This is a genomic window from Lentzea sokolovensis (assembly GCF_033949975.1).
Classification (GTDB): domain Bacteria; phylum Actinomycetota; class Actinomycetes; order Mycobacteriales; family Pseudonocardiaceae; genus Lentzea; species Lentzea sokolovensis.
On record NZ_JAXAVU010000011.1, the window covers coordinates 47,941 to 67,799 of the forward strand.

The window sequence follows — 19,859 nt, forward strand, 5'->3', positions numbered from 1 at the left end:
GGTCGCATGGGGATGATCGGCGTGGCTACCGCGGTCCTGTCGGTGCTGCGGTCCGGGCGGACCGTGCGGCAGTGGAGGCACGTGCCGGAGGTGTCGGCGTCGTCCGTGGACGCGTCCGTTCTGGCCGTCGTGCCGGCGCGCAACGAGGAAGCCACGTTGCCGCGGTTGTTGCCCGGTCTGGTCGGGCAGCCGGGTGTGCGTGTCGTGGTGGTGGACGACGCTTCCGAGGACGGGACGGCCGCCGTCGCTCGGCGCCGAGGTGGTCGAGTCGTCCGGTCCGGCACCTGGCTGGGCGGGGAAGACGCACGCGATGCATCTCGGCGTCGCGTCCGCTCAGGACGAAGAGTGGCTGTTGTTCGTGGACGCCGACGTGACCTGCACGCCTGATCTGGTCGGACGGCTGGTGGCGTCGGCGACGGAGCTCGGTGCGGACCTCGTGTCGTCGGCGGCGCGTGGGACCGGGCCGGCCTGGTGGTTCTTGCTGCCCGCGTTCAACACACTGGTGTTCGAGGGCTCACCACCGGACGGCCGCGGGGCCACGGCGCTCGCGGTAGGCCATTGCGTCCTGGTGCGGCGGGCCGCGTTCGAGGCCGCCGGTGGCTGGGAGGCGATCGCGGGGACCCACGCGGACGACGTCGGCCTGGGGACGTTGATCAGGGACTCCGGCGGGTTCGTGAAGTTCGTCGACGCCTCGGCGCTGCTGACGACCTCGGGCATCGACACGTTCGGTGACTGCTGGCGGTCGTTGCGCAAGAGCATCCAGCCGGCGTCCCGGGAGATGTTCGGGCCGTGGGGACGCGTGCTGCTGGTGGTCGCGGGGCTGCTGCACCTCGCGTACGGGCTGGTCCCGCTGCTGCGGTGGCGGTCGCCGTGGTCGTGGCTGGCCTGGTTCGCGCAGACCGTGCCGCACCGCGAGTTCCTGCGGCGGACCGGGCAGCCGGGGACCGCGGCTGTGCTGGCGCCGCTGTCGTGGGCGACGATTGGGGTGTTCCTGTTGGACTGCGCGTTGCGTCCAGGTGCCCAGTGGAAGGACCGCCGCGTTGGTTGACCCGTTGCGCGACCCGGACGACCCGGAGCTGCTCGACCCCTATCAGTCGAGGTCGCTGGCGATCCTGGTGGAAGGGGCGCGGCTCGCGTCCGGCGCCGTCCGGTACGGCAAGGTCGGCAAGGTCGGTTCCGCGGCCGTCGTGATCAACCGCGAGAACCCGCTGCCGTCCGGCAACTTCGGCTGTGCGCTGGACGGGACGTCGGTCGAGGTCGCGTCGACGTTGCTACAGCTAGAGCACACGTTCGCCGCGGTGGGGCGCGCGGAGGCCGTCGTGTACGCCTCGCCGACCACTGTGGACGAGATCGAGGGCATCGCCGACGACTCCGGCTGGTACGCGGTCGAGGAGCTGCAGACCGTGGTTCATCGCGGGTCTGCTTCGGCTGCCCCGGACGTCCGGCGGGCGGTCGACGCGGACGTTCCCGGGATCGTCGAGCTGCTGTCCGACGAGCTGGTCGGCAACCGGGAGCGGTTGTCGCGGTGGCTCGGGCATCGGCTGGACGACCAGCGGTGTTTCGTTCTGGTGGTGGACGACGGCGACCGGATCGGCGGGTTCGTGTCGGGGTTCGCCGAACGCGGCGTGGGCCTGGTCGAGCAGTGCGTCGTGCGTCCGGCGCGGCGGCGTCGGGGCGTGGGGCGGTCGTTGGTGGTGTCCGCTGTTGCCGCTGTGCGTTCGTCCGGCGCGATGCTGGTCGCGTCCCAGGTGGACGAAGGTCCGGGGGAGCGGTTCGCCGAGGCGTGCGGGTTCGTGGCGGCCTATCCGGTGACGGCATATGTACGCAGAGTGGATGAGCTGCTCGACTGAATTAGTTAGTTGCCGCGTGACATATCCTTAGCAGGGCTAAGGGAGGCTTTGTGCGCGAGCGGTTGCCGGTCGAGGTGTGGGTTCTGGTCGCGGCGAGTTTCATCATCGCCGTGGGGTTCGGGATCGTGGCACCTGTTCTGCCGGTGTACGCGTCCTCGTTCGGTGTCGGTCACACCGCTGTCGCGGCTCTGATCAGCACCTTCGCGTTCGTGAGGCTGGCGTTCGCGCCGGTGAGCGGCAAGCTGGTCAACCGGTTCGGCGAGCCTCGGGTGTACATCGTCGGGATCCTGATCGTCGCGTTCGGCACCGCGATGTCCGGGTTCTCGACGAGCTACGCCGAGATGCTGTCGTGGCGCGCGCTGGCCGGTGTCGGGTCGACGATGTTCACGGTCGCGGCTCTCGGGCTGCTGATCCGGATCACGCCGGCGCCGATGCGCGGGCGGGCGTCCGGGATGTGGGCGGCGGGGTTCCTCATCGGCAACATCGCCGGTCCGATCATCGGCGCCGGGCTCGTGCCGTTCGGGCTGTGGGTGCCGTTCGTGTCGTACGGCCTGCTGCTGTGCGTCGCGGCGTTCGTGGTCTGGATCTTCCTCCGGCGGTCGACGCTGGTGGCGCTGGACCGGACCAACACCGAAGTGCCCATGACGGTGCGTGAGGCCGCACGGCATCCCGCTTACCGTGCGGCGCTGGCGTCCGGGTTCGCGAACGGCTGGGCCGTGTTCGGCGTGCGGATCTCGCTGGTGCCGGTGTTCGTCATCGAGGCGCTGGAACACAGCGCGGCCGTGGCGGGCATCTCGATGTCGGTGTTCGCGGCCGGCAACGCCGCGATGCTGTTCCTGTCCGGCCGGATCGCCGACACCCGCGGCCGCAAGCCCGTCGCCATCGTCGGTCTCCTGGTGAGTGGCCTCGCGACGGTCGGGATGGGCTTCACCGGCGACCTGTGGACGTTCATGGCGGCGTCGCTGATCGCCGGCATGGGCGCGGGCCTGCTGAACCCGCCGCAGAACGCGGTCGTGGCCGACGTCATCGGCGCCCGCGGCAAGGGCGGACCCGTGCTCGCGGGCTTCCAGATGGTGACGGACCTGGGCGCGATCATCGGCCCGATGGCCGCGGGCGTGCTGGCCGACTCGTTCGGCTTCGGAGCGTCGTTCGCCATCACCGGCGCCTCGCTGCTGCTGGCCCTGGGCTTCTGGTTCGTCGCTCCCGAGACCCTGCCCACACACGAGGAGGAGCACACGGCTGCCACAGTGGCGCCGGAGTGCGGCTGCCTCGACGAAAGCGCCGAGATTCCGACCGGCGAACGCGTCGGCGGCAAGCCACGTCACCCTGAAGCGTGATTGCGCGCTCAGCTTTCTTTTAGTTTGTGTCGCTACCCTCGTCGCCGTGGGTGGAGCAGAGCGCAGTGCGCGGAAGAAGAAGCAGGCCGCGCGTGCGGTGGTCCAGGCTCGTTCGTCGGGCTCTGACCGCACGAAGGTCATCGCGGGCATCGCAGTCGTGGCGGTGCTCGCCGTCGCGGTCATCGGCTACGTCATCTTCCAGCAGATGAAGCCGTCCACGTCGGCCACGGACGCCATTCCGCTGGCGCCGGCCGACCACACGATCTCGGCGCCCGCCGTCCGTGACGGCAACACCGTGCTCGTCGGCAAGGACACGGCCACCGTGACCGTCGACGTGTACGAGGACTTCCTGTGCCCGATCTGCGGCACGTTCGAGAAGACCTACGGCACCGACATCAAGAAGGCCGTCGAGGACGGCAAGGTCAAGATCCGCTACAACATCCTGCCGATGCTCAACCGCGCGTCGAAGCCGGAGGGCTACTCGACCGAGTCGGCCAACGCCGCCCTGTGCGTGGCCGACGACGGCAAGTTCAACGCGTTCCACGCGGCGCTGTTCAACTCGCAGCCCGAGGAAGGCGACGCCGGCTACACCAAGGACCAGCTCATCAAGCTGGGCAAGGAAGTCGGCGTGACCTCCGCCTCGTTCGAGTCGTGCGTGCAGAACCAGACCTACAAGTCGCAGCTGGACGAGCTGATGTCCAAGACCAGCAACGATCCCGTTCTGAAGGACGGCGAGACGGGCCGCTTCCGCGGCACGCCCAGCGTCGCCTCCGGCGGCAAGCTCGTCGACCTGGACAACAAGAACTGGCTGTCCGACCTGGCTAAGTAAGTCCGTCGATCGGCGCCTGGCCCTGAGTCCATCGGGCCAGGCGTTGTGCTTTGCCCACCTCGGTGCGCGGCAGCTTGCCCGGTTCGAGGACGTGCACCTGGCACGTGATGCCGAGGCGTTCCTTGAGTTTGTTCGTCAGTCGCTGCTTCACGTCCTCTGTGGACTCGACGGCCACGTGCAGCTGCGCCGTGGTGGTCCGGCGGTCCTCGACGATCAGGTAGTGCGGGCTCGCGAGGTCCAGCACGACGGCCTCGATCTCCGTCGGGAACACGTTCACGCCCCGGATGACGAGCATGTCGTCCTTGCGTCCCTTGAGCTTGCTCATGCGCTTGAGGGTTCGCTGCCCTGCCGGTTCGTGCAGGGTCGCCACGTCTCCTGTGCGGTAGCGGAGCAGCGGCATGCCGGTCTTCGTGAGCGTGGTGAAGATGAGCTCGCCGTCCTCCGTCTCCGGGTAGAAGTGGTCCTCGGCGATGTTGAGAAGCCCTTCGGAGTCAAGGGATTCGCACGCCACACCCGGTCCGATGATCTCGGACAACCCGTAGATGTCCAGCGCCCTGATGTCCAGCCGCTGCTGGATCTCCTGCCGCATCTCGTCCGTCCACGGCTCGGCGCCGAAGATGCCGACCTGGAGGGAGTTCTCGCCGAGATCCTCCGCCAGCCGCAGCGCGTACGACGGCGTGCAGCACAGCACGTCCGGCCTGAGGTCCTCGATGAGCCGGACCTGCCGCTCCGTCATGCCGCCCGACATGGGGATCACCGTGGCGCCGAGCTTCAGGCCACCGTGATGCACCCCAAGACCGCCCGTGAAAAGCCCGTAGCCATAGGCGTTGTGGACGATCGAACTCGTGGTCGCGCCCGCGCCCTTCAACGCCCTGGCCATCACCGTGGCCCAGATCTCGACGTCGTTGGCCGTGTAGGGGATGAGCGTCGGCCTGCCACCCGTGCCGGACGACCCGTGTACGCACACGATGTCTTCCTGCGGCGCGATCCGCAGCCCGAACGGATAGTGGTCCCACAGGTCCTGCTTGCTGATCGTGGGCAGCAAGTGGATCTCGTCGAGCCGCACGTCTGTGCCGCGCGTCACTCCCGAATCCCTGAGCCTGGCACCCTGGAGGTTGTCCGTGCTCAGCAGGCGGTCGACGAGTGCTCGCAGACGCTGTTCCTGCAGCTCGTGACGGGCCTCGGGGTCCATGCACTCGATCTTCGGGTCAAGCGGTGCTCCGGCGGTCATCACCCGGTCCTACCAGCCCGAATGCGCTTTGGATACCCCCGATTTTTATCTTGTGGCGTCGATGTTGTACGGTATTGCCACACGAGAACGGCAGGGAAACCTACCGGGAACGTGGACCTTCAAGGGGCTGTGGCGCAGCTGGTAGCGCATCACACTGGCAGTGTGAGGGTCAGGGGTTCGAGTCCCCTCAGCTCCACTTGTAGGTAGAACCCCTCTGAACTGCGGTTTGCGCAGGTCAGAGGGGTTCTTTGCGTTTGGCGGTCGATCATCGGTGATCGTTCCTGTCGGTCCCGGTTTGCTCGACGTGGAGGAGATCAGGAGGACAGTCCTCCAGGAACATCGCCCTGGATGTTGCCTTCGGCGGCCGACAGCCAGGGCGTTTCCGTTGCGGGCGTTCGGTTCTGCGGCGCGACCATCCCGCCGGCGATGGGAAGGGCAGCCGGATTCGTTGTGCGGCTTCGTTTCCGTGACGTGCAGGGGTGGGTGGCATCGGGTGCGTTCGGCATTTCTTGGTCGCGGTCTGCCGGTGCTGTTGTAGCGCGTTGAGGAGTTGTTGTTCGGCTTCGGGCGCGATGTGTGAACAGACCTCGGTGACTCGGTCGTGGAAGGTAAGGTCTGGTCGTCGGACGGCCGTCCGTGAGACCCGCGGGCGCCTGCGATTCATGCTCCGGGAGGAACGGCAATGCTCCTCAGGTTGAACTCGAGGCCGAGCTGTTCCGCCAGTCCGGACACGGCGATCTCGGTGACCAGGTCTCCGGTGGCGCGGTCGAATCGCTTGATCTTGACGGGTGTCTTGCCGTCGAACGTTTCTTGGATCAGGTGAATCGACTGCTCCGTGAAGGCTGCCTGGCTGGACGAGTTGATGCCTGAAGCTAGGCCGGTGTCGAACCGCGGCTCGGTGAGTCCCGACGCGATGTCGGTGCTCATGATCCGGCCGTCGCCGGCCAGCCATTCGAGGCGACCGTCTCGGGCCGCCCGTGCGTCGTAGGACTTCTGGGAGAACGTTTCGGGGTCGAACAGTTCCTCGGTGATCGGGCGTCTCTGCGCATCGACGAGGGGCCGTTCGGTGTACGCACCGGTCCTGGTATCCCAGGAAACGATGGTCATGTGAGGCTTGCCGTCGGCATCGGCGTAGTCGGAGAGGAACGTGACCACGCCGTTGTGGCATGGCACGTGGCGGTTGTGGTCTCCCGCGTCGAAGGCTGCTCGCCAGGCGAGGACTTTTTCGCGTCCTTCGGTCGCCGGATACAGCTGGGAAAGCAGCTCCGGTTCAGCGGCGGTGTCGACCTTCGAGCGCATACCTGGAACGTCGGCCGATGCCGGGAGATGGGTGCCCGCCTGAGTGGCGATTCCATTGAGGACACCGCCGCAAAGCGCGTTCATGTAGTAGTTTCCTTCGACCTGGTAGAGCTGCGAACTGGCCGAGGTCGTGACGGCCACCTGGTTGGTGTACCCGGAGTCGGACTCGGAGAAGCCTTCGTTGTAGACCGCTACAAAGCCCTTGTCGTCGGGTAGCGCGAAAGCCGACTGTTGCAGCGATGACTTCTTGTTTTCGAAGCTGACCAGTCCGTCCTTGCCGAGGATGTAGTCGCGTGTGTCGTCACTGAAGAACAGTCCGCGCCCTGACCACGCGATGTGCGGCTCGCGCATGCCGCTGGTCTCGATCAGCTTCTTGCTGCCGTCCGCCTGCACCAGGACCAGATAGGCCGGCAGATTCTCCACCTTGCTCGTCCCGGCCTCGGAGTCCGGACTGAGGTAGAACGCGAGGACGGTGTCGCCGAGCTTCGCCTCAGCGGGCTTGACGATGTGGGCCTTGGTCGCGCCGTCGGGTGTGGTGCAGGCCGTCAAGGCCAGAACGGCACAGGCAGCGAGTGCGGCGAGTCGGGGCAGGGGCACCGTTGAGTCCTCTCGGGCGGACGGTGCGGCTTGCGCTCGGCAGGCCGCACCGCACACTGGAATGTCGTTACCTGCGGATGCTGTAGATGACGGTGCTGCCGTCGTTCTTGATGTCGTCGGCGTGCACGGCTGTTCCGCCGTCACTGTCGAGATCAATGCTCGCGGCCTGGTAGGCCCGCCACACGAGCTCGGAGCTGTTCAGCTCGTGGTCGCCGTTGTGCTTGTTCTTGTTGGAATGCGTGTCGAACGGCTTGCCGCGGAGCTTTCGGTGGGCGTAATCGGCTGCCTTGTCGCGGTTGGCCTGCGTCGTCTTGACGTACATCTTGTGGACGGGGCCGCATTTGGTGAGCGTGGCCGCCGTACGGGACTGGCTCTTGCTGCCTGGTCCAGGCGCCTCCACGATGATCTTCGTCGTGTAGTAGATGCCGACGTGATTGCTGGTCCCGCGGTCGAGCTTCGCGTAGGAGTGGAAGATGTCCCCCTTGTACCGCGAGTTTCCGACCTTCACCTTCTCGGTGCAGTCGCTGTCGGAGGAAATGCCGGCGTCCGAGTTCGGTGCAGCCGTCTCCGTGGCCTGTGCGGGTGCGACGAGCAGGCCGGCTATCGCCGTTCCCGCCACCACGCCGGCCGCAATGGAACAGGCGAGAATTCGCCCGATTTTCGACATGTGTGTACTCCACTCTCAACGTGGCCGACGTGGTTCAGCTTCGCCTGCCGGCGACAACGACGGGCGGGGGCGGCCCTGAGTCCGGCAAGCCGCACCCGCACACCGGACGTGGTTACCTGCGGGTGCTGTAGATGACGGTGCTGCCGTCGTTCTTGATGTCGTCGGGGTACACGCCGGTTCCGCCGTTGGCGTCGAGCTCGATGCCTGCGGCCTTGTAAGCCCGCCAGACCAGCTCGGAGCAGTTCAGTCGCAAAGTGCTGTTGATCTTGTTGATGGCGAAGTCGATGTCGTAGGACTTTCCGCGCAGCTCGTTGTAGGCGTAGTTGGCTGCCTTGTTGCGGGTGGTCTGCTTGGCCTTGACGTACATCTTGTAGACGGGGCCGCACTTGTTCAGCGTGGCCGCGGTGCGGGCCTGGCTCAGGCTCTTCGGTCCAGGCGCCTCCACGACGGTTTTCGTGGTGTAGAAGATGCCGACGTGGTTGTGGGGGACGACGGTCTTGGCCCACGAGTGGAAGATGTCGCCCTTGTACCGCGAGTTTCCGACCTTCACCTTCTTGGTGCAGTCGGCGTCGGAGGCGGTGTCGAAGTCCGCGTCGGAGGCGGCGCTGGTGTCCGGCGTGGCCGTCTCCGTGGCCTGCGCGGGTGCGACGAGCAGCCCGGTCATCGCCGCTCCTGCCACCACGCCGGCCGCAATGGACGAGGCGAGAAATCGCCCGATCTTCGGCATGTAGAAACCCTCTCCAGATCCAGGACCTCGACCCTGCCGGGGTGCGTAATCGACACCTGAGCCCTGGTCGCGCATCGAATGTGTTGGTCCTGTCGGGAATTTCCCGATGCTGCGAACAGTGACAGGTCCTGGAATACGGCGAGTACATGCCGGGAATACGAGGTCAGTGGAAGGTTCAGTCGCCTTGCTCGGCCGATAGGTCCAGTCAGCGACCGGACGCAGCCGTTCGTCAGTGGGCTGAGGTCGCCGTCGGCCGCCGAGCTGTTCGCTCACGCCGGCGAGCCCGGAGACGAGGTGCACGACGCTTCTGCGGCCACTCGTGTTCTGGACGTATACCAGACGTATTCCCGCTGCGGTTAACCTCAGGCTGGAATGCGAACCCGATTCGTCGGGATGCGGTCACGAAGAAAGGCTGGATCGGCTTTGATGAAGAAGATGGCCTCCGGTGGCGTGCTGGCGTCACTCGTGGTGGCCGGTGGTCTGATGCTGGGCATGGCCTCACCGGCTCACGCGGACTACAACAGCCCGCTCTACCCGACGTTGTCGAAGTGCAATGAGGCCCGAAAGACCTATGTCTCATCGTGGACCTCGCCTGGACCGTGCTTCCGGATCGAATATGGAAACGGCAGCTTCGCCGGTTACCAGTTCCGGGTGAAAACCCGGTACTGAGACAACGCGCTCAAGTTCAACGTCAAAGTCGCATCCTGAATCCGGATGGCGACTCCAGAACGGAGATCCTGGCCACCCCTGCCCGGGCAACGGAGCCGACCTCGGCGTCTGCCGAGGTCGGCTTCTCCGGGCCGTTCCCCCACCGCTTGACGGATGCCGCTGTCGAACGTCTTCCTCGTGCACCGACGCGCTCGGGCTCTCGTCGTCGACCTCTACAGTGTGTCCAGTCGAGGGGGCGCGATGAGGTTTGGGATTCTGGGACCGCTGGCGGCGTGGCGAGAAGACGAGGAACTCGACCTCGGCACCCCCAAGGCACGAGTGCTGGTGGCGGTGCTGCTGAGTCGAGCGGGCCGCCCGGTTTCGGAAGATCAGCTGGCAGTGGCCCTGTGGGGGAACAACCCGCCGAAGAGCGCCACCAAGAACTTGCAGACCTACGTCCACCGGCTCCGCCGTCAGCTGGGCGATCCGGCTCGCGTCGTACGGCAGGGCGCCGGGTATCTGATTCAGGCGGACAGGGACGAGCTCGACGCCGCGAGGTTCGAGGACTTGGCCCAGGCGGGGCAGGTGGCGGAAATCGCCGACGCGCCGGACGAGGCATCGCGGCGTCTGCACGAGGCGGTGCGGCTCTGGCGGGGGCCCGCGTTCGCCGGTATGGCCGATGTGCCGATGCTGGCCGCGGAGGCCGCACGGCTGGAAGAGGTCCGCCTGTCGGTGCTGCAGTCGAGGATCGCCGTGGACCTGAAGCTCGGACGTCATGCCGAGTTGCTGGGCGAACTGACCGCGCTCGTCCGCGCTCACCCGTTGCGAGAACGGCTTCGCGCCCAGCTGATGCTGGCGTTGTACCGCTGTGGCCGCCGGGCGGACGCTCTCGCCGAGTACACGCGTGCCCGTGCGACCCTGATCGAGGAGACCGGCCTGGACCCGGCCGCCGACCTGCACGATCTGCAGCAGCGGATCCTCAACCAGGACCCTTCTCTCGATCTCGCTCCCGGCGTCGCGGCCACGCTCACAAACGCGCCGAAGACCCCCACCCCCGCCGAGCTGCCGCCGGACATCCCGGACTTCACCGGCAGGGACGACGAGGTGGCCGACCTGGAGGAGGTCCTCACCGCGCTGAGGCCGGGTGCCGTTGCCGTGGCCTGCATCGCGGGTCTGGCGGGCCTGGGCAAGACCACGCTCGCCGTGCACGTTGCTCACCGGATCGCCGATCGTTTTCCCGACGGCCAGCTCTACGCGGACCTCCGTGGCGCCTCCGCCGAGCCTGCCCGCCCGGAGGACGTGCTCAGCCGGTTCCTGTTCGCACTGGGCATCAGCGGCAGCGGTATCCCCGAACTCCTGGACGACCGCGTGGCGTTGTTCCGCAGCTGCGTGGCAGGCCGCAGAATCCTCGTCCTGCTCGACAACGTGGCGGGAGAAGAGCAGGTGCGGCCGCTTCTGCCAGGGGGACCCGGCACGGCGGTCCTGCTCACCGGACGTGTGCGGCTGGTCGGCCTCGAGGGCGCCAGCCTGCTCGAACTCGACGTCCTGCCGTCCGCCCAGGCCATGGATCTGATGCGCGCCATCATCGGCGACGAACGCGTCCAGGACGATCCGAACGCGGCTCGGGAGATCATCCGGTTGTGCGGCCACGTACCGCTGGCGGTGCGCATCTCGGCGGCCAGGCTTCTCAGCAGGCGGCAGTGGACGCTCTCCCACCTCGCCGACGTCCTCGGGGAAGAACGACATCGGCTGGACGAACTCGTGGCGGGCGACCTCGACGTCCGCGCGGGGTTCGAGATGAGCTACCGCATGCTGCCACGGGGCGCGCAACGGGCCTTCCGGCTGGCTGGGCTGCTCGACGCGCCCGACTTCGCCTCCTGGGTGGTGGCGGCGCTCCTCGACCTTCCGGTGCGGCAGGCGGAACGTGAGATCGAGACGCTGGTCGACGCTCATCTGCTGAACCTCACCGGGACCGACGAGACGGGCAGACTCAGGTATCGGTTTCACGACCTGATCCGGTTGTACGCGCGGGAGCAGGCGCGGCGCGAGAACTCCGAATCCGAGCGCCGTGCCGCGCTCGCGCGGGCTTTCGGCGCGTGGCTGGCGCTGGCGGAGGTCGCGTCGGAGTGCGTCCCAGGGCCTTTCTACAGGCTCATGCACAGCGACGCGGCACGCTGGCGGCTGCCCGAGGCCGTCTCCGGCTCGCTGCTGGCCGATCCGATGGCCTGGTTCAGTGCGGAACACGCCGCTTTGATGGCCGCGGTCGTCCAGTCGTGCGAGGAGGGACTGACCCAGCTCGCCTGGGATCTGGCGGGGTCCACCGAGACGTACCTCAACGTGCGCGGTGTGTACGACGGCTGGCAGCGCATGCACGAGCAGGCCCTCGCGCTCTGCCGCTCGACCGGCGACAAGCGGGGTGAGGCCGTGCTCATGCGCGGTCTCCTGCACGTCACCACGTGGAACTCGCCGCCTGGCCCCGGACCGGCGATGACACGGATGCGGGCGAGCGCCTCACAGCTCCTCGAACTGTTCACCACGCTGAACGATCCGCTCGGAACATCCGACGCACTGGCGTCCCTGGCCTGGAGCATGACGGCCGACGGCAACAGCACCCAGGCACTCGGTCTGGCGGAGCGCGCGCTGCGGATGGCCACCGACGCGGACTACGTCGAAGGTCAGGCGCGGGCCTATCACGTGATGGCGATCATCCACGGCGAGGACGACCCCCAAGGGGCGCTCCCGGTCCTGGAGAAGGCGGCGAAAATCGCCGAGAGGCTCGGCAACCCCCACTACACCACGACGATCACCCAGTTCCTCGGAGCGGCGAAGTCGTTCTCCGGTGACGTCGCGGGCGGCCGGGAACTGCTGGAGAGCTCGCTGGAAATGGCGCGGCGGCTGAACTACCGCTATTTGGAGACGTTCTCGCTGCTCTACCTCTCGAAGCTGTTCACAGCGGTGGGGGACGAACGAGCCAGGGCAACCGCCGAGCTCACGCTGGCCTACAGCGAGGACGGCAACTTCGGCCACTACCTCGCCGATGCGCTCAGCGTCCTCGGACAGGTGGACCTGTCGGAGGGCAACGTGTCCGCCGCTGTCAGCGCCTTCGAACGCTCGGTCCAGGTTTGGCGAACTCGCGGTTCGATTCCCTACCTGGCGAGGACACTCCGCGCCCTCGGTGACGCGTACGGCACCGCCGGCGACCACCGCAAGGCCAGGACCGCCTGGGAAGAGGCACGTGAACTGTTCCGCGGGATCTCGCACGAAGAGGGCTTGAGAACCCTGAACGCCCGGCTCGGGTGAGAGGCTCAGCGTCAGACTGCTGATCTGCGGGAGGAGTGCAACGTCCCTGAACGGCGCTCAACGGTGCCGAACGGCGGCTAGTTGCGTTGCGGTTTTTGGTGTTCTAGCGTCTGCGCTGGTAAAGGTCCTTTGTGGACCATGCTGGCAAGGACGCTCGCCATTTGCGTTTCACCGGTGTTTCTGGGGGCCGGGCCCCCAGGCCCCACGCCGGGCAGGCCCCCGGACTCCCGTAGGTTGACCGGCAGATCGGGGTTGTGGTGATTTTCGCTGGTCAGCCATGTCTTGTGTCCGTGGAAAGTGCTGTGCCACAACCATGTTCCGCTTTCGAGCCGGAATGCTGGGTACTCTGCTGACCGTCTGACGGAAGGACACGGGTGGACGACTCGTCGAAGGTCGGTAGGCACGCTCGCGCGGTGCTGGGCGCCGCGGAGGAGTTTCGCGCCGAGGCGGCAGGGGTGCGTGCGGAACCGGAGCGGCTGCTCGCGCTCGCCCGCGCGAAGTACGAGGCGGTTCGGGACTCGCTGGTGGCCGAGCGGCTTCGCGTCATGCCGGTGGACAAGTTGCGGGACACCAAGGCGAACCTGAGGCTGAGCACGCTGAAGGCCGCCGGGTACCGGACTGTCGCCGACGTCGCCGAGGCGCGGTTGGAACAGCTCGACGGCGTGCCCGGGGTCGGGAGGCAGACCGCTGAGCAGATCGTGCGGGTCGCCCGAGCCGTTGTCGACGGTGTCGCGCGGGACACGACTGTCCGGTTGAACCCCGATCGTGCTGACCGTGCTCAGACCGAGTTGCTGCAGCTGATGTCCAAGCTGCGCAGGGCGAACCAGCTCGTCGGTCCGCTGCGCGAGCCGCTCGGAGACGTGCTGGGCAGGGTCGACGCCGACGTGCGCGCCGCGTCCCGTGCCTGGAGCCGGGTGCGGATGTTCTTCTCGTTGCGGAAGAACCGGCAGGCCGCCATCGAGTCGCTCGACCGGCTCGAGGCCCTGCTGGCCAGTCGTGACGTGGCGGCGTTGCGGGCGGTGGGCACGCAGTTGCGCGTGCCGGATCTGGATCACCGCTCGCTGTGGCGCGACTACGAGCGCGACGCGGCCGCCTACAACACGCTGCTCGCCGACCTCGCCGGTGCGGACGCGGTGCCGGATCGCAGTGCCGCCAAGGGGTTCGTCCCGGCCGACATCGAGCACGAGGTCGACGCGACCACACTGGACACCAGTCTGCTGAAGGTGGCGCTGCGCGGCTATCAGGTGTTCGGGGCCAAGTTCGCGCTGGCCCGCAAACGCGTCATCATCGGCGACGAGATGGGACTGGGCAAGACGATCGAGGCCATCGCGGTGATGGCCAGCCTCGCCGCCGGCGGGCGGCGCGGGTTCCTGGTGGTCTGCCCGGCGAGCGTCGTCGTCAACTGGGTCAACGAGATCGCCAGGCACAGCGACCTCGTGCCGCACCGGATGCACGGCGCGGGCCGCGACGGCGCGGTCGGCGAGTGGCTGGCGCAGGGCGGCGTCGGCGTGACGACGTTCGGCACGTTGCCGAAACTGGTGCTGCCGAAGAGGTTCCGCCCGGCGCTGGTCGTGGTCGACGAGGCGCACTACGTGAAGAACCCGGACACGCAGCGCTCGCAGGCGGTCAACACGATCGTGCAGCGCGCGGAGCGGGCGATGCTCCTCACCGGCACGCCGATGGAGAACCGCGTCGAGGAGTTCCGCACCCTGGTCGCCTACCTCCAGCCGAGCGTCGCGGCCCACACCGGCGCCACCGACGCCGTGGTGGGAGCGAAGGCCTTCCGCCGCGTGGTCGCGCCGGTGTACCTGCGGCGCAACCAGGAGGACGTGCTGGGCGAGTTGCCGGAGCTGCTCGAGGTGGAGGACTGGGTCGAGTTCGGCAAGCAGGACCGGGGTGCGTACCTCGAGGCGGTGCGCGGGGGGAACCTGATGGCGATGCGCCGCGCCGCCTACGCGCCGGGCACGCCCCGCGGCTCGGCGAAGCTGGAGCGGCTGCTGGAGATCATCGAGGAGTCGAGGGACAACGGCTGGAAGGTCGTGGTGTTCTCGTACTTCCACGACGTGCTGGACGCGGTCGCGAACCACCTGGAGGTCTTCGGTCCTCTGACCGGCGCGACGTCGGCGCAGGGTCGTCAGGAACTGGTGGACGCGTTCACGGCGTGCGAGGACCACGCGGTGCTGGTGGCCCAGATCGAGGCGGGCGGCGTGGGCCTCAACATCCAGGCCGCGTCCGTGGTGATCATCACCGAGCCGCAGTGGAAGCCGAGCACGGAGGACCAGGCGATCGCCCGGTGCCACCGGATGGGCCAGGTCCGCAAGGTCCACGTGCACCGGCTGCTGGTCAAGGACAGCGTGGACGCGCGGGTGCAGGAGATCCGCGACCACAAGACCCTGCTGTTCGACCACTACGCGCGCGAAAGCGACACGAAGCACTCGCACGCGAGCGCGCTGGACTCGGCGGTGTCGGTGGAGCAGCGAGTGGTGCGGGCCGAGCAGCAGCGCCTCGGTCTCTAGGAGCTGGACGCCGCTCTCAGACACGACGAAGCCCGGCCGGATGAGTCATCCGGCCGGGCTTCGGTGTAGTCCTGCTTGCCGCTGAGAGCTCAGTGGCGGGCGAAGGGACTAGGCGGGGACGATGTTCTCCGCCTGCGGGCCCTTCTGGCCCTGCGTGATGTCGAAGGAGACCTTCTGGCCCTCCTGGAGCTCACGGAAGCCCTGAGCGGCGATGTTCGAGTAGTGGGCGAAGACGTCGGCGCCGCCACCGTCCTGCTCGATGAAGCCGAAGCCCTTTTCGGCGTTGAACCACTTGACGGTTCCGGTGGCCATGGTGCACTCCAAGCATGAATGTGGCGCCCGCACTGTGCGGGGCCGAGGTAACCCGTCATGGCCGAAGGACACCGAACAGCAAAATGCCCGTGACCTGCGATCACGGGCGAACGGTATTTCGTAGCCATGACAGATGACCATCACCCTACACGGGTCGGCCTCCGGGTGGGTACCGCACACGCCGAAAATCTCCAGTTTCTGAGCTGAACTCCGCGTGAACCGACTCGGCGATGTGCTTCATGTCTCGTCGGCACGTGCCGACCGGCACCCCTCGGGGCGTGACGTCTGACGTCCGAAGTGGCCGGTTGGGACTTCGGGGCACGGTGGTGGCGTCCCTAGCGTCGGTGGCGTGACGGACAACAAGATCTTCTTGCCTCGGTTCGGGGCTGTGTGCGGGGTCGTGCTGGGCCTGTCGATCGGGCTGCCCGGGGCCGTCGAGGCCTTCACCGGGGAGACGGCGGTCACCAGTGCGGTGATCGGGTTGGGGACGGCTTTCGGGGCACCCGCGGTTCTGGCGTTGCACGGGCATCAGGCGCACGCGTCGGGGAGGTTCGGGGCGTTCGCGTTCGCCGCGAACCTGCTCGGGCTCGGGCTGTTCACCGGGGTGGCGTTCGCGCTGAACCTGGTGATCTTCTTCCTCGAACCCGGGCAGGTGGCGCCGCTGACGCAGGTGGTGGTGAAGGTGGCCTCGCTGGTGTTCGTGGCCGGCACCGTGCTGTTCGGGGTGTCGATGGTGCGGACGAAGGTGTTCCCCGCGGTGCCTGCCTGGGGGTACGGGATCAGCTTCGTGTTGCTGGCCGTGTTCGCGGCGCTGCCGGACACGCCGTTGTCGGCGCTGGTGCACGTCGCGTGTGCGGCGGTGCTGGTGTGGCTGTCTGTCGCGGTGTGGTCGGCGCGTCCGGCACTAGCCTGAGCGGCATGTACACCTCGCGGCCCGCGTTCTGGGTCTCGCCTGTGATCTGTGCCGCGGTGCTGGTCGCGGGGGTGTACGCGGCGGTCTCCGGGCTTGGTGACACGAGCGTGCCCTTGCTGGTCGGCGGGCTGGTGGTGCTGGTGGCCGTGGACCTCCTGGAGTTCCGGCGTTATCCGGTGCGCACGCCCAAGGCGGTGGCGGCGGGGTTGTTGGTGTCGCGCGCGGTTCTGTACGTGGGACTGGCCTATGTGGACGGTTCCGGACTGGCGCGGGTCATGTTGCTGCTCGTGCCGTTCACGGCCTACTTCGCGTTCGGTCAGGGCGTTGCGGTCGTGCTGGCGGTGGCGTGTTTCGCGGTGGCCGTGGTGAGCACTCCGGACTGGTACGCCGATCTCGAACAGGCGTCGGACCTCGTGATGTTCGCGGTGGGGCTGGTGCTCACCATCACGATGGCGGCGGTGGCGGTGCGCGAGCGCGACGGGCGGATCCGGTTGCAGGAGTCGCATCGGACGGTCGCGGAGCTGTCCGCGGCGGCGGAACGGGCGCGGGTGGCCAGGGATCTGCACGACGACCTCGGGCACCATCTGACGGCGATCGTGGTGTTGCTGGAGAAGGCCGCCGCGTTCCACGACCTCGAGCCGGGCACGGCGAAGACCGCGGTGCTCGACGCCGAACGGTCCGCGCGGCGGGCGTTGGGCGAAGTGCGGGAGTCGGTCCGGTCGCTGCGGTCGTTCCACCTGCCGGCCGCCCTGGACGAACTGGTTGCGGGGCAAGGAGATGTGACGTTGACGGTCAGCGGCTCGTCCGAGGCGCACGACACGGGTGCGTTGCACGCGCTGTATCGGGCGGCGCAGGAGGGCATCACCAACGCGCGCAGGCACGCCGCCGCCGGCAGCATCGCCGTCGCGGTCGAACTCGACGCCGAACGGGCGCGGCTGACCGTGGCCGATGATGGACGTGGCATGGGTGCCGCGGCGGAGGGATTCGGGTTGCTCGGGATGCGGGAACGGGTCGCGCTGGCCGGTGGACGGGTCGACCTCGCCAGTTCGCCTGGCGGTACGACGCTGACGGTGACGATTCCGGTGAGGACGGCGTGACGCGCGTGCTGGTCGTCGACGACCAGCGGTTGATCCGGGAGGGCATCGCGTCGCTGCTGGGACTGCAACCCGGCATCGAGGTCGTCGGCACCGCCGCGGACGGGCACGAGGCCGTGGAGCAGGCGGTGACGCTCGCGCCGGACGTGGTGCTGATGGACGTGCGGATGCCCGGCCTCGACGGAGTGGAGGCGGTGGCGTTGCTGCGCAGGCGTGCGCCCGCCTGCAAGGTCGTCATGCTGACCACGTTCGACGACGAGGACTACGTGGTGCGTTCGCTGCGTGCGGGTGCCACGGGCTATCTGCTCAAGGACCTGCCGTCCCAGGAGCTCGCGGCGGCGGTCAAGCTCGCCGCGGCGGGCGTGGCCCAGTTCGACCCGGCCGCGGCGGCCCGGCTGGCGGCGGTGCTCGGCCGTTCCGACGGCCATCGCGAACCGCTCACCGTGCGCGAGGTCGAGGTGCTGCGACTGGTCGCGGGCGGGGCGACGAACAAGGAGATCGCCGAGCGCCTGCACCTGTCGGAGGGCACGGTCAAGAACCACATCTCGCGCATTCTCGGCAGGCTCGGGCTGCGGGACCGGACGCAGGCCGCGCTTTATGCCCAGTCGCACGGACTTGTGTAACGACGCCTGGCGAAGGTCGCGATGTGGCGGCCATGACCGTTTCCCAGCAGCTGTCGAGGACAGCCGCGATCGCTGCTGGTTTCCTGCTCGTCGTGTCCGCGTGCGGCTCCCCGGAGTCCACCCGGCTTCCGGCTGATCTCACCACCACGACCACGACGACCACCAGTTCGGCCGTCACGACGACCACGCCTCCGCCGGTGACCGTGGAGTCCATCGTGGACGGTCGTACGGCGATGTTGTCCAACGGCACCACGGTTGTGCTCTCCGGACTCGCGCAACCAGGCGAGTGCTGGGCCGCGTCGGCCGTGGAGTTCGCGACGAAGACCCTGGTGGGAAAGCCCGTCCAGGTCGTGGCGTCGCGACTGCTGCTGGCGGACGGCACGGACTACGCGGTCCTCGCCGTGGGACAGGGCGCCGCGCGTGCGATCGCCGGGGCTGACACGGCGATCCAGGTCGCGGAGACGGCCGCCAAGCGGGCGACGATGGGCTTCTGGGGTCCGTCGTGCGGCGGGCTCGACGTGAAGCCCGCGCCCGTCGTGGCACCGCCCGTCGCGCCGCAGCCGCAGCCGAAACCACAGCCCGCGCCACCTGCCCCGGCGCCGGTGAGCTACGCGAACTGCACCGCTGTGAAGGCGGCCGGTGCGGCACCCCTCTACCGGGGACAGCCCGGCTACAGCTCGTCCCTCGACCGCGATGGTGATGGCGTGGCCTGCGAGAAGTAGCTAGAAGCCGCCGCGCTCCAGCACGTTGCGCGCCTCCCGCAGCTCACGGTCGCCGTCGGCCTCGTCGAGGGCACCGGGCAGCGGCGGGTTCGTGTCCTTCTCCGCCACCCACTCCTCCGGTTTCGGGCGGTCGGGCAGCGCGTCCCACTTGTTCTCGCTCATGAATCCCAGTGTGCCCTGACAAACCGGTGGCCGCCGGTGTCAGCGGAATGTCAGCGGCTCTCGCAATCCTTCAGTCGAAACGAAGCTTCCCCGGCACGACTGGGGTGTGCTGGGGCCGGTAAAACGGGACAAAGGGTCAATCGTGCTGAAGAAATTCACTTTTGTGGCATTGATGGGCGCGCTGGTCAGCGCGTCCTTCGGGGCGGGTGTCGCGAACGCGGCGACGGACCGCAACGGTTCCTGCGAGTCGGGCGAGTTCTGCCTGTACTACAACAGCGACAACGCGGGCTCGGTGTCGGACTTCGCCGACTCGATCGCCGACTACGGCGACTCGCAGCCGAGCTGCTACGAGTTCAAGAGCGCCGGCAACGGCCAGGGCGTGTGTGTCAAGAACAACGCCGCGTCGGTATGGAACAAGTCCAGCAAGGCCGTCACCGTCTTCTACAACAGCAACTACGGTGGCGCGAAGCAGACGTTCGCGGCCGGCGCCAAGGGCAACCTCAAGGCCGAGCTGAAGAACGAGAACGCCTCGCACCGCTTCGGTGACGCCGGTGGCGACCCGGACCCGTCGCCGGGCACCTACCCGACGCCGCCGACCAACAACCAGCCGTCCGAGGCCGTTCGCGCGCCTCAGGCCAGCAAGCGCACCGCGTTCGTGCGGACGCAGATCTCCACGCTGACCAACGAGAAGCAGTGCTACGTCGGTGACTACCGTCCGGGCGAGCCCTCGACGAGCAACCACAACACGGGCAACGCGCTCGACTGCACCATCTCGAACGCGATCGGCCAGTACCCGAACGCCACGCAGAAGGCCCAGGGCTGGAAGCTGGCCTACTGGCTGCAGAAGCACGCCGTGAAGCTCGACGTCCGCTACGTGATCTGGCAGGGCAAGATCTGGAGCGTCGCCCGCGCGTCCGAGGGCTGGCGCAACTACACCGCCGGCAGCGGTGTGACCGGTGGCCACTACGACCACGTCCACGTCTCGATCCAGAACCCGTACGGCGACTGATCTGAGTCGTTTCCGAAAAGGCG

Annotated in this window: 19 protein-coding genes and 1 tRNA gene; 14 read left to right on the plus strand and 6 right to left on the minus strand. The window is 67.9% G+C overall.

Annotated elements, in window-relative coordinates; all coding sequences use genetic code 11:
* The first annotated feature begins 6 nt into the window (after positions 1 to 6).
* From SK854_RS26995 to SK854_RS27015, 5 genes are read left to right on the plus strand one after another with little or no spacing between them, the layout of a single operon-like run.
* The gene (locus SK854_RS26995) at positions 7 to 387 is read left to right on the plus strand and encodes a glycosyltransferase (protein WP_319977915.1); all 381 of its coding nucleotides are present in this window, start codon (positions 7 to 9) and stop codon (positions 385 to 387) included.
* Positions 311 to 1,048, plus strand: a complete 738-nt coding sequence (locus SK854_RS27000) for a glycosyltransferase family 2 protein (protein WP_319977916.1) — start codon at positions 311 to 313, stop codon at positions 1,046 to 1,048. Before SK854_RS26995 ends, SK854_RS27000 begins: the two co-directional genes overlap by 77 nt.
* Positions 1,041 to 1,850, plus strand: a complete 810-nt coding sequence (locus tag SK854_RS27005) for a GNAT family N-acetyltransferase (RefSeq protein WP_319977917.1) — start codon at positions 1,041 to 1,043, stop codon at positions 1,848 to 1,850. Before SK854_RS27000 ends, SK854_RS27005 begins: the two co-directional genes overlap by 8 nt.
* 50 nt (positions 1,851 to 1,900) lie before the next feature.
* Positions 1,901 to 3,187 carry an MFS transporter gene (locus SK854_RS27010; protein ID WP_319977918.1) on the plus strand — a complete coding sequence of 429 codons (1,287 nt, stop codon included), beginning with the start codon at positions 1,901 to 1,903 and terminating at the stop codon, positions 3,185 to 3,187.
* 46 nt (positions 3,188 to 3,233) lie between these two features.
* Positions 3,234 to 4,016, plus strand: coding sequence for a DsbA family protein (locus SK854_RS27015; RefSeq protein WP_319977919.1), 783 nt, complete (start codon positions 3,234 to 3,236; stop codon positions 4,014 to 4,016).
* Here SK854_RS27015 and SK854_RS27020 read toward each other — a convergent pair.
* Positions 4,009 to 5,247, minus strand: a complete 1,239-nt coding sequence (locus tag SK854_RS27020; RefSeq protein WP_319977920.1) for a phenylacetate--CoA ligase family protein — start codon at positions 5,245 to 5,247, stop codon at positions 4,009 to 4,011. The genes SK854_RS27015 and SK854_RS27020 overlap by 8 nt on opposite strands.
* 123 nt (positions 5,248 to 5,370) lie before the next feature.
* On the opposite strand from SK854_RS27020, the gene SK854_RS27025 reads away from it, so the two are divergent.
* Positions 5,371 to 5,443 (plus strand) — tRNA-Ala (locus SK854_RS27025).
* Between the two features lie 464 nt (positions 5,444 to 5,907).
* On the opposite strand, the gene SK854_RS27030 is transcribed toward SK854_RS27025, so the two are convergent.
* From SK854_RS27030 to SK854_RS27040, 3 genes are all read right to left on the minus strand, one after another.
* On the minus strand, positions 5,908 to 7,200 hold the full coding sequence (locus tag SK854_RS27030; protein WP_319977921.1) for a hypothetical protein: 1,293 nt from the start codon (positions 7,198 to 7,200) through the stop codon (positions 5,908 to 5,910).
* Positions 7,201 to 7,210: 10 nt separating this feature from the next.
* Complete coding sequence (locus tag SK854_RS27035) at positions 7,211 to 7,810, minus strand: hypothetical protein (RefSeq protein ID WP_319977922.1); 600 nt, start codon at positions 7,808 to 7,810, stop codon at positions 7,211 to 7,213.
* A gap of 112 nt (positions 7,811 to 7,922) precedes the next feature.
* The gene (locus tag SK854_RS27040; protein ID WP_319977923.1) at positions 7,923 to 8,537 is read right to left on the minus strand and encodes a YiiX/YebB-like N1pC/P60 family cysteine hydrolase; all 615 of its coding nucleotides are present in this window, start codon (positions 8,535 to 8,537) and stop codon (positions 7,923 to 7,925) included.
* Positions 8,538 to 8,963: 426 nt separating this feature from the next.
* Here SK854_RS27040 and SK854_RS27045 point away from each other — a divergent pair, with 426 nt between their 5' ends.
* The 3 genes from SK854_RS27045 (at position 8,964) to SK854_RS27055 (ending at position 15,001) form a co-directional block, all read left to right on the plus strand.
* Entirely contained in the window at positions 8,964 to 9,206 is a 243-nt protein-coding gene (locus SK854_RS27045) for a hypothetical protein (protein WP_319977924.1), read from the plus strand.
* Positions 9,207 to 9,446: 240 nt separating this feature from the next.
* Positions 9,447 to 12,485, plus strand: a complete 3,039-nt coding sequence (locus SK854_RS27050) for an AfsR/SARP family transcriptional regulator (protein ID WP_319977925.1) — start codon at positions 9,447 to 9,449, stop codon at positions 12,483 to 12,485.
* A gap of 374 nt (positions 12,486 to 12,859) precedes the next feature.
* Complete coding sequence (locus tag SK854_RS27055) at positions 12,860 to 15,001, plus strand: DEAD/DEAH box helicase (RefSeq protein WP_319977926.1); 2,142 nt, start codon at positions 12,860 to 12,862, stop codon at positions 14,999 to 15,001.
* Between the two features lie 108 nt (positions 15,002 to 15,109).
* Here SK854_RS27055 and SK854_RS27060 read toward each other — a convergent pair whose 3' ends face one another.
* A complete protein-coding gene (locus SK854_RS27060; protein WP_030475722.1) occupies positions 15,110 to 15,313 on the minus strand; it encodes a cold-shock protein in 204 nt (67 codons plus the stop codon).
* A gap of 349 nt (positions 15,314 to 15,662) precedes the next feature.
* On the opposite strand from SK854_RS27060, the gene SK854_RS27065 reads away from it, so the two are divergent.
* The 4 genes from SK854_RS27065 to SK854_RS27080 are packed head-to-tail and all read left to right on the plus strand — an operon-like array spanning position 15,663 to position 18,665.
* On the plus strand, positions 15,663 to 16,226 hold the full coding sequence (locus tag SK854_RS27065) for a hypothetical protein (RefSeq protein WP_319977927.1): 564 nt from the start codon (positions 15,663 to 15,665) through the stop codon (positions 16,224 to 16,226).
* A gap of 5 nt (positions 16,227 to 16,231) precedes the next feature.
* Positions 16,232 to 17,323 (plus strand): sensor histidine kinase, encoded by a 1,092-nt coding sequence (locus SK854_RS27070; protein WP_319977928.1) that lies wholly within the window; start codon positions 16,232 to 16,234, stop codon positions 17,321 to 17,323.
* Positions 17,320 to 17,943, plus strand: a complete 624-nt coding sequence (locus SK854_RS27075; RefSeq protein ID WP_319977929.1) for a response regulator transcription factor — start codon at positions 17,320 to 17,322, stop codon at positions 17,941 to 17,943. The genes SK854_RS27070 and SK854_RS27075 overlap by 4 nt, the downstream gene beginning before the upstream one ends.
* A gap of 32 nt (positions 17,944 to 17,975) precedes the next feature.
* Complete coding sequence (locus tag SK854_RS27080; RefSeq protein WP_319977930.1) at positions 17,976 to 18,665, plus strand: excalibur calcium-binding domain-containing protein; 690 nt, start codon at positions 17,976 to 17,978, stop codon at positions 18,663 to 18,665.
* Here the strand turns inward: SK854_RS27080 and SK854_RS27085 are convergent, their stop codons facing one another.
* Positions 18,666 to 18,827, minus strand: coding sequence for a hypothetical protein (locus SK854_RS27085; protein WP_319977931.1), 162 nt, complete (start codon positions 18,825 to 18,827; stop codon positions 18,666 to 18,668).
* A 142-nt stretch (positions 18,828 to 18,969) separates the two neighbouring features.
* Here SK854_RS27085 and SK854_RS27090 point away from each other — a divergent pair, with 142 nt between their 5' ends.
* The gene (locus SK854_RS27090; RefSeq protein WP_319977932.1) at positions 18,970 to 19,836 is read left to right on the plus strand and encodes a peptidase inhibitor family I36 protein; all 867 of its coding nucleotides are present in this window, start codon (positions 18,970 to 18,972) and stop codon (positions 19,834 to 19,836) included.
* Positions 19,837 to 19,859: the final 23 nt, after the last annotated feature.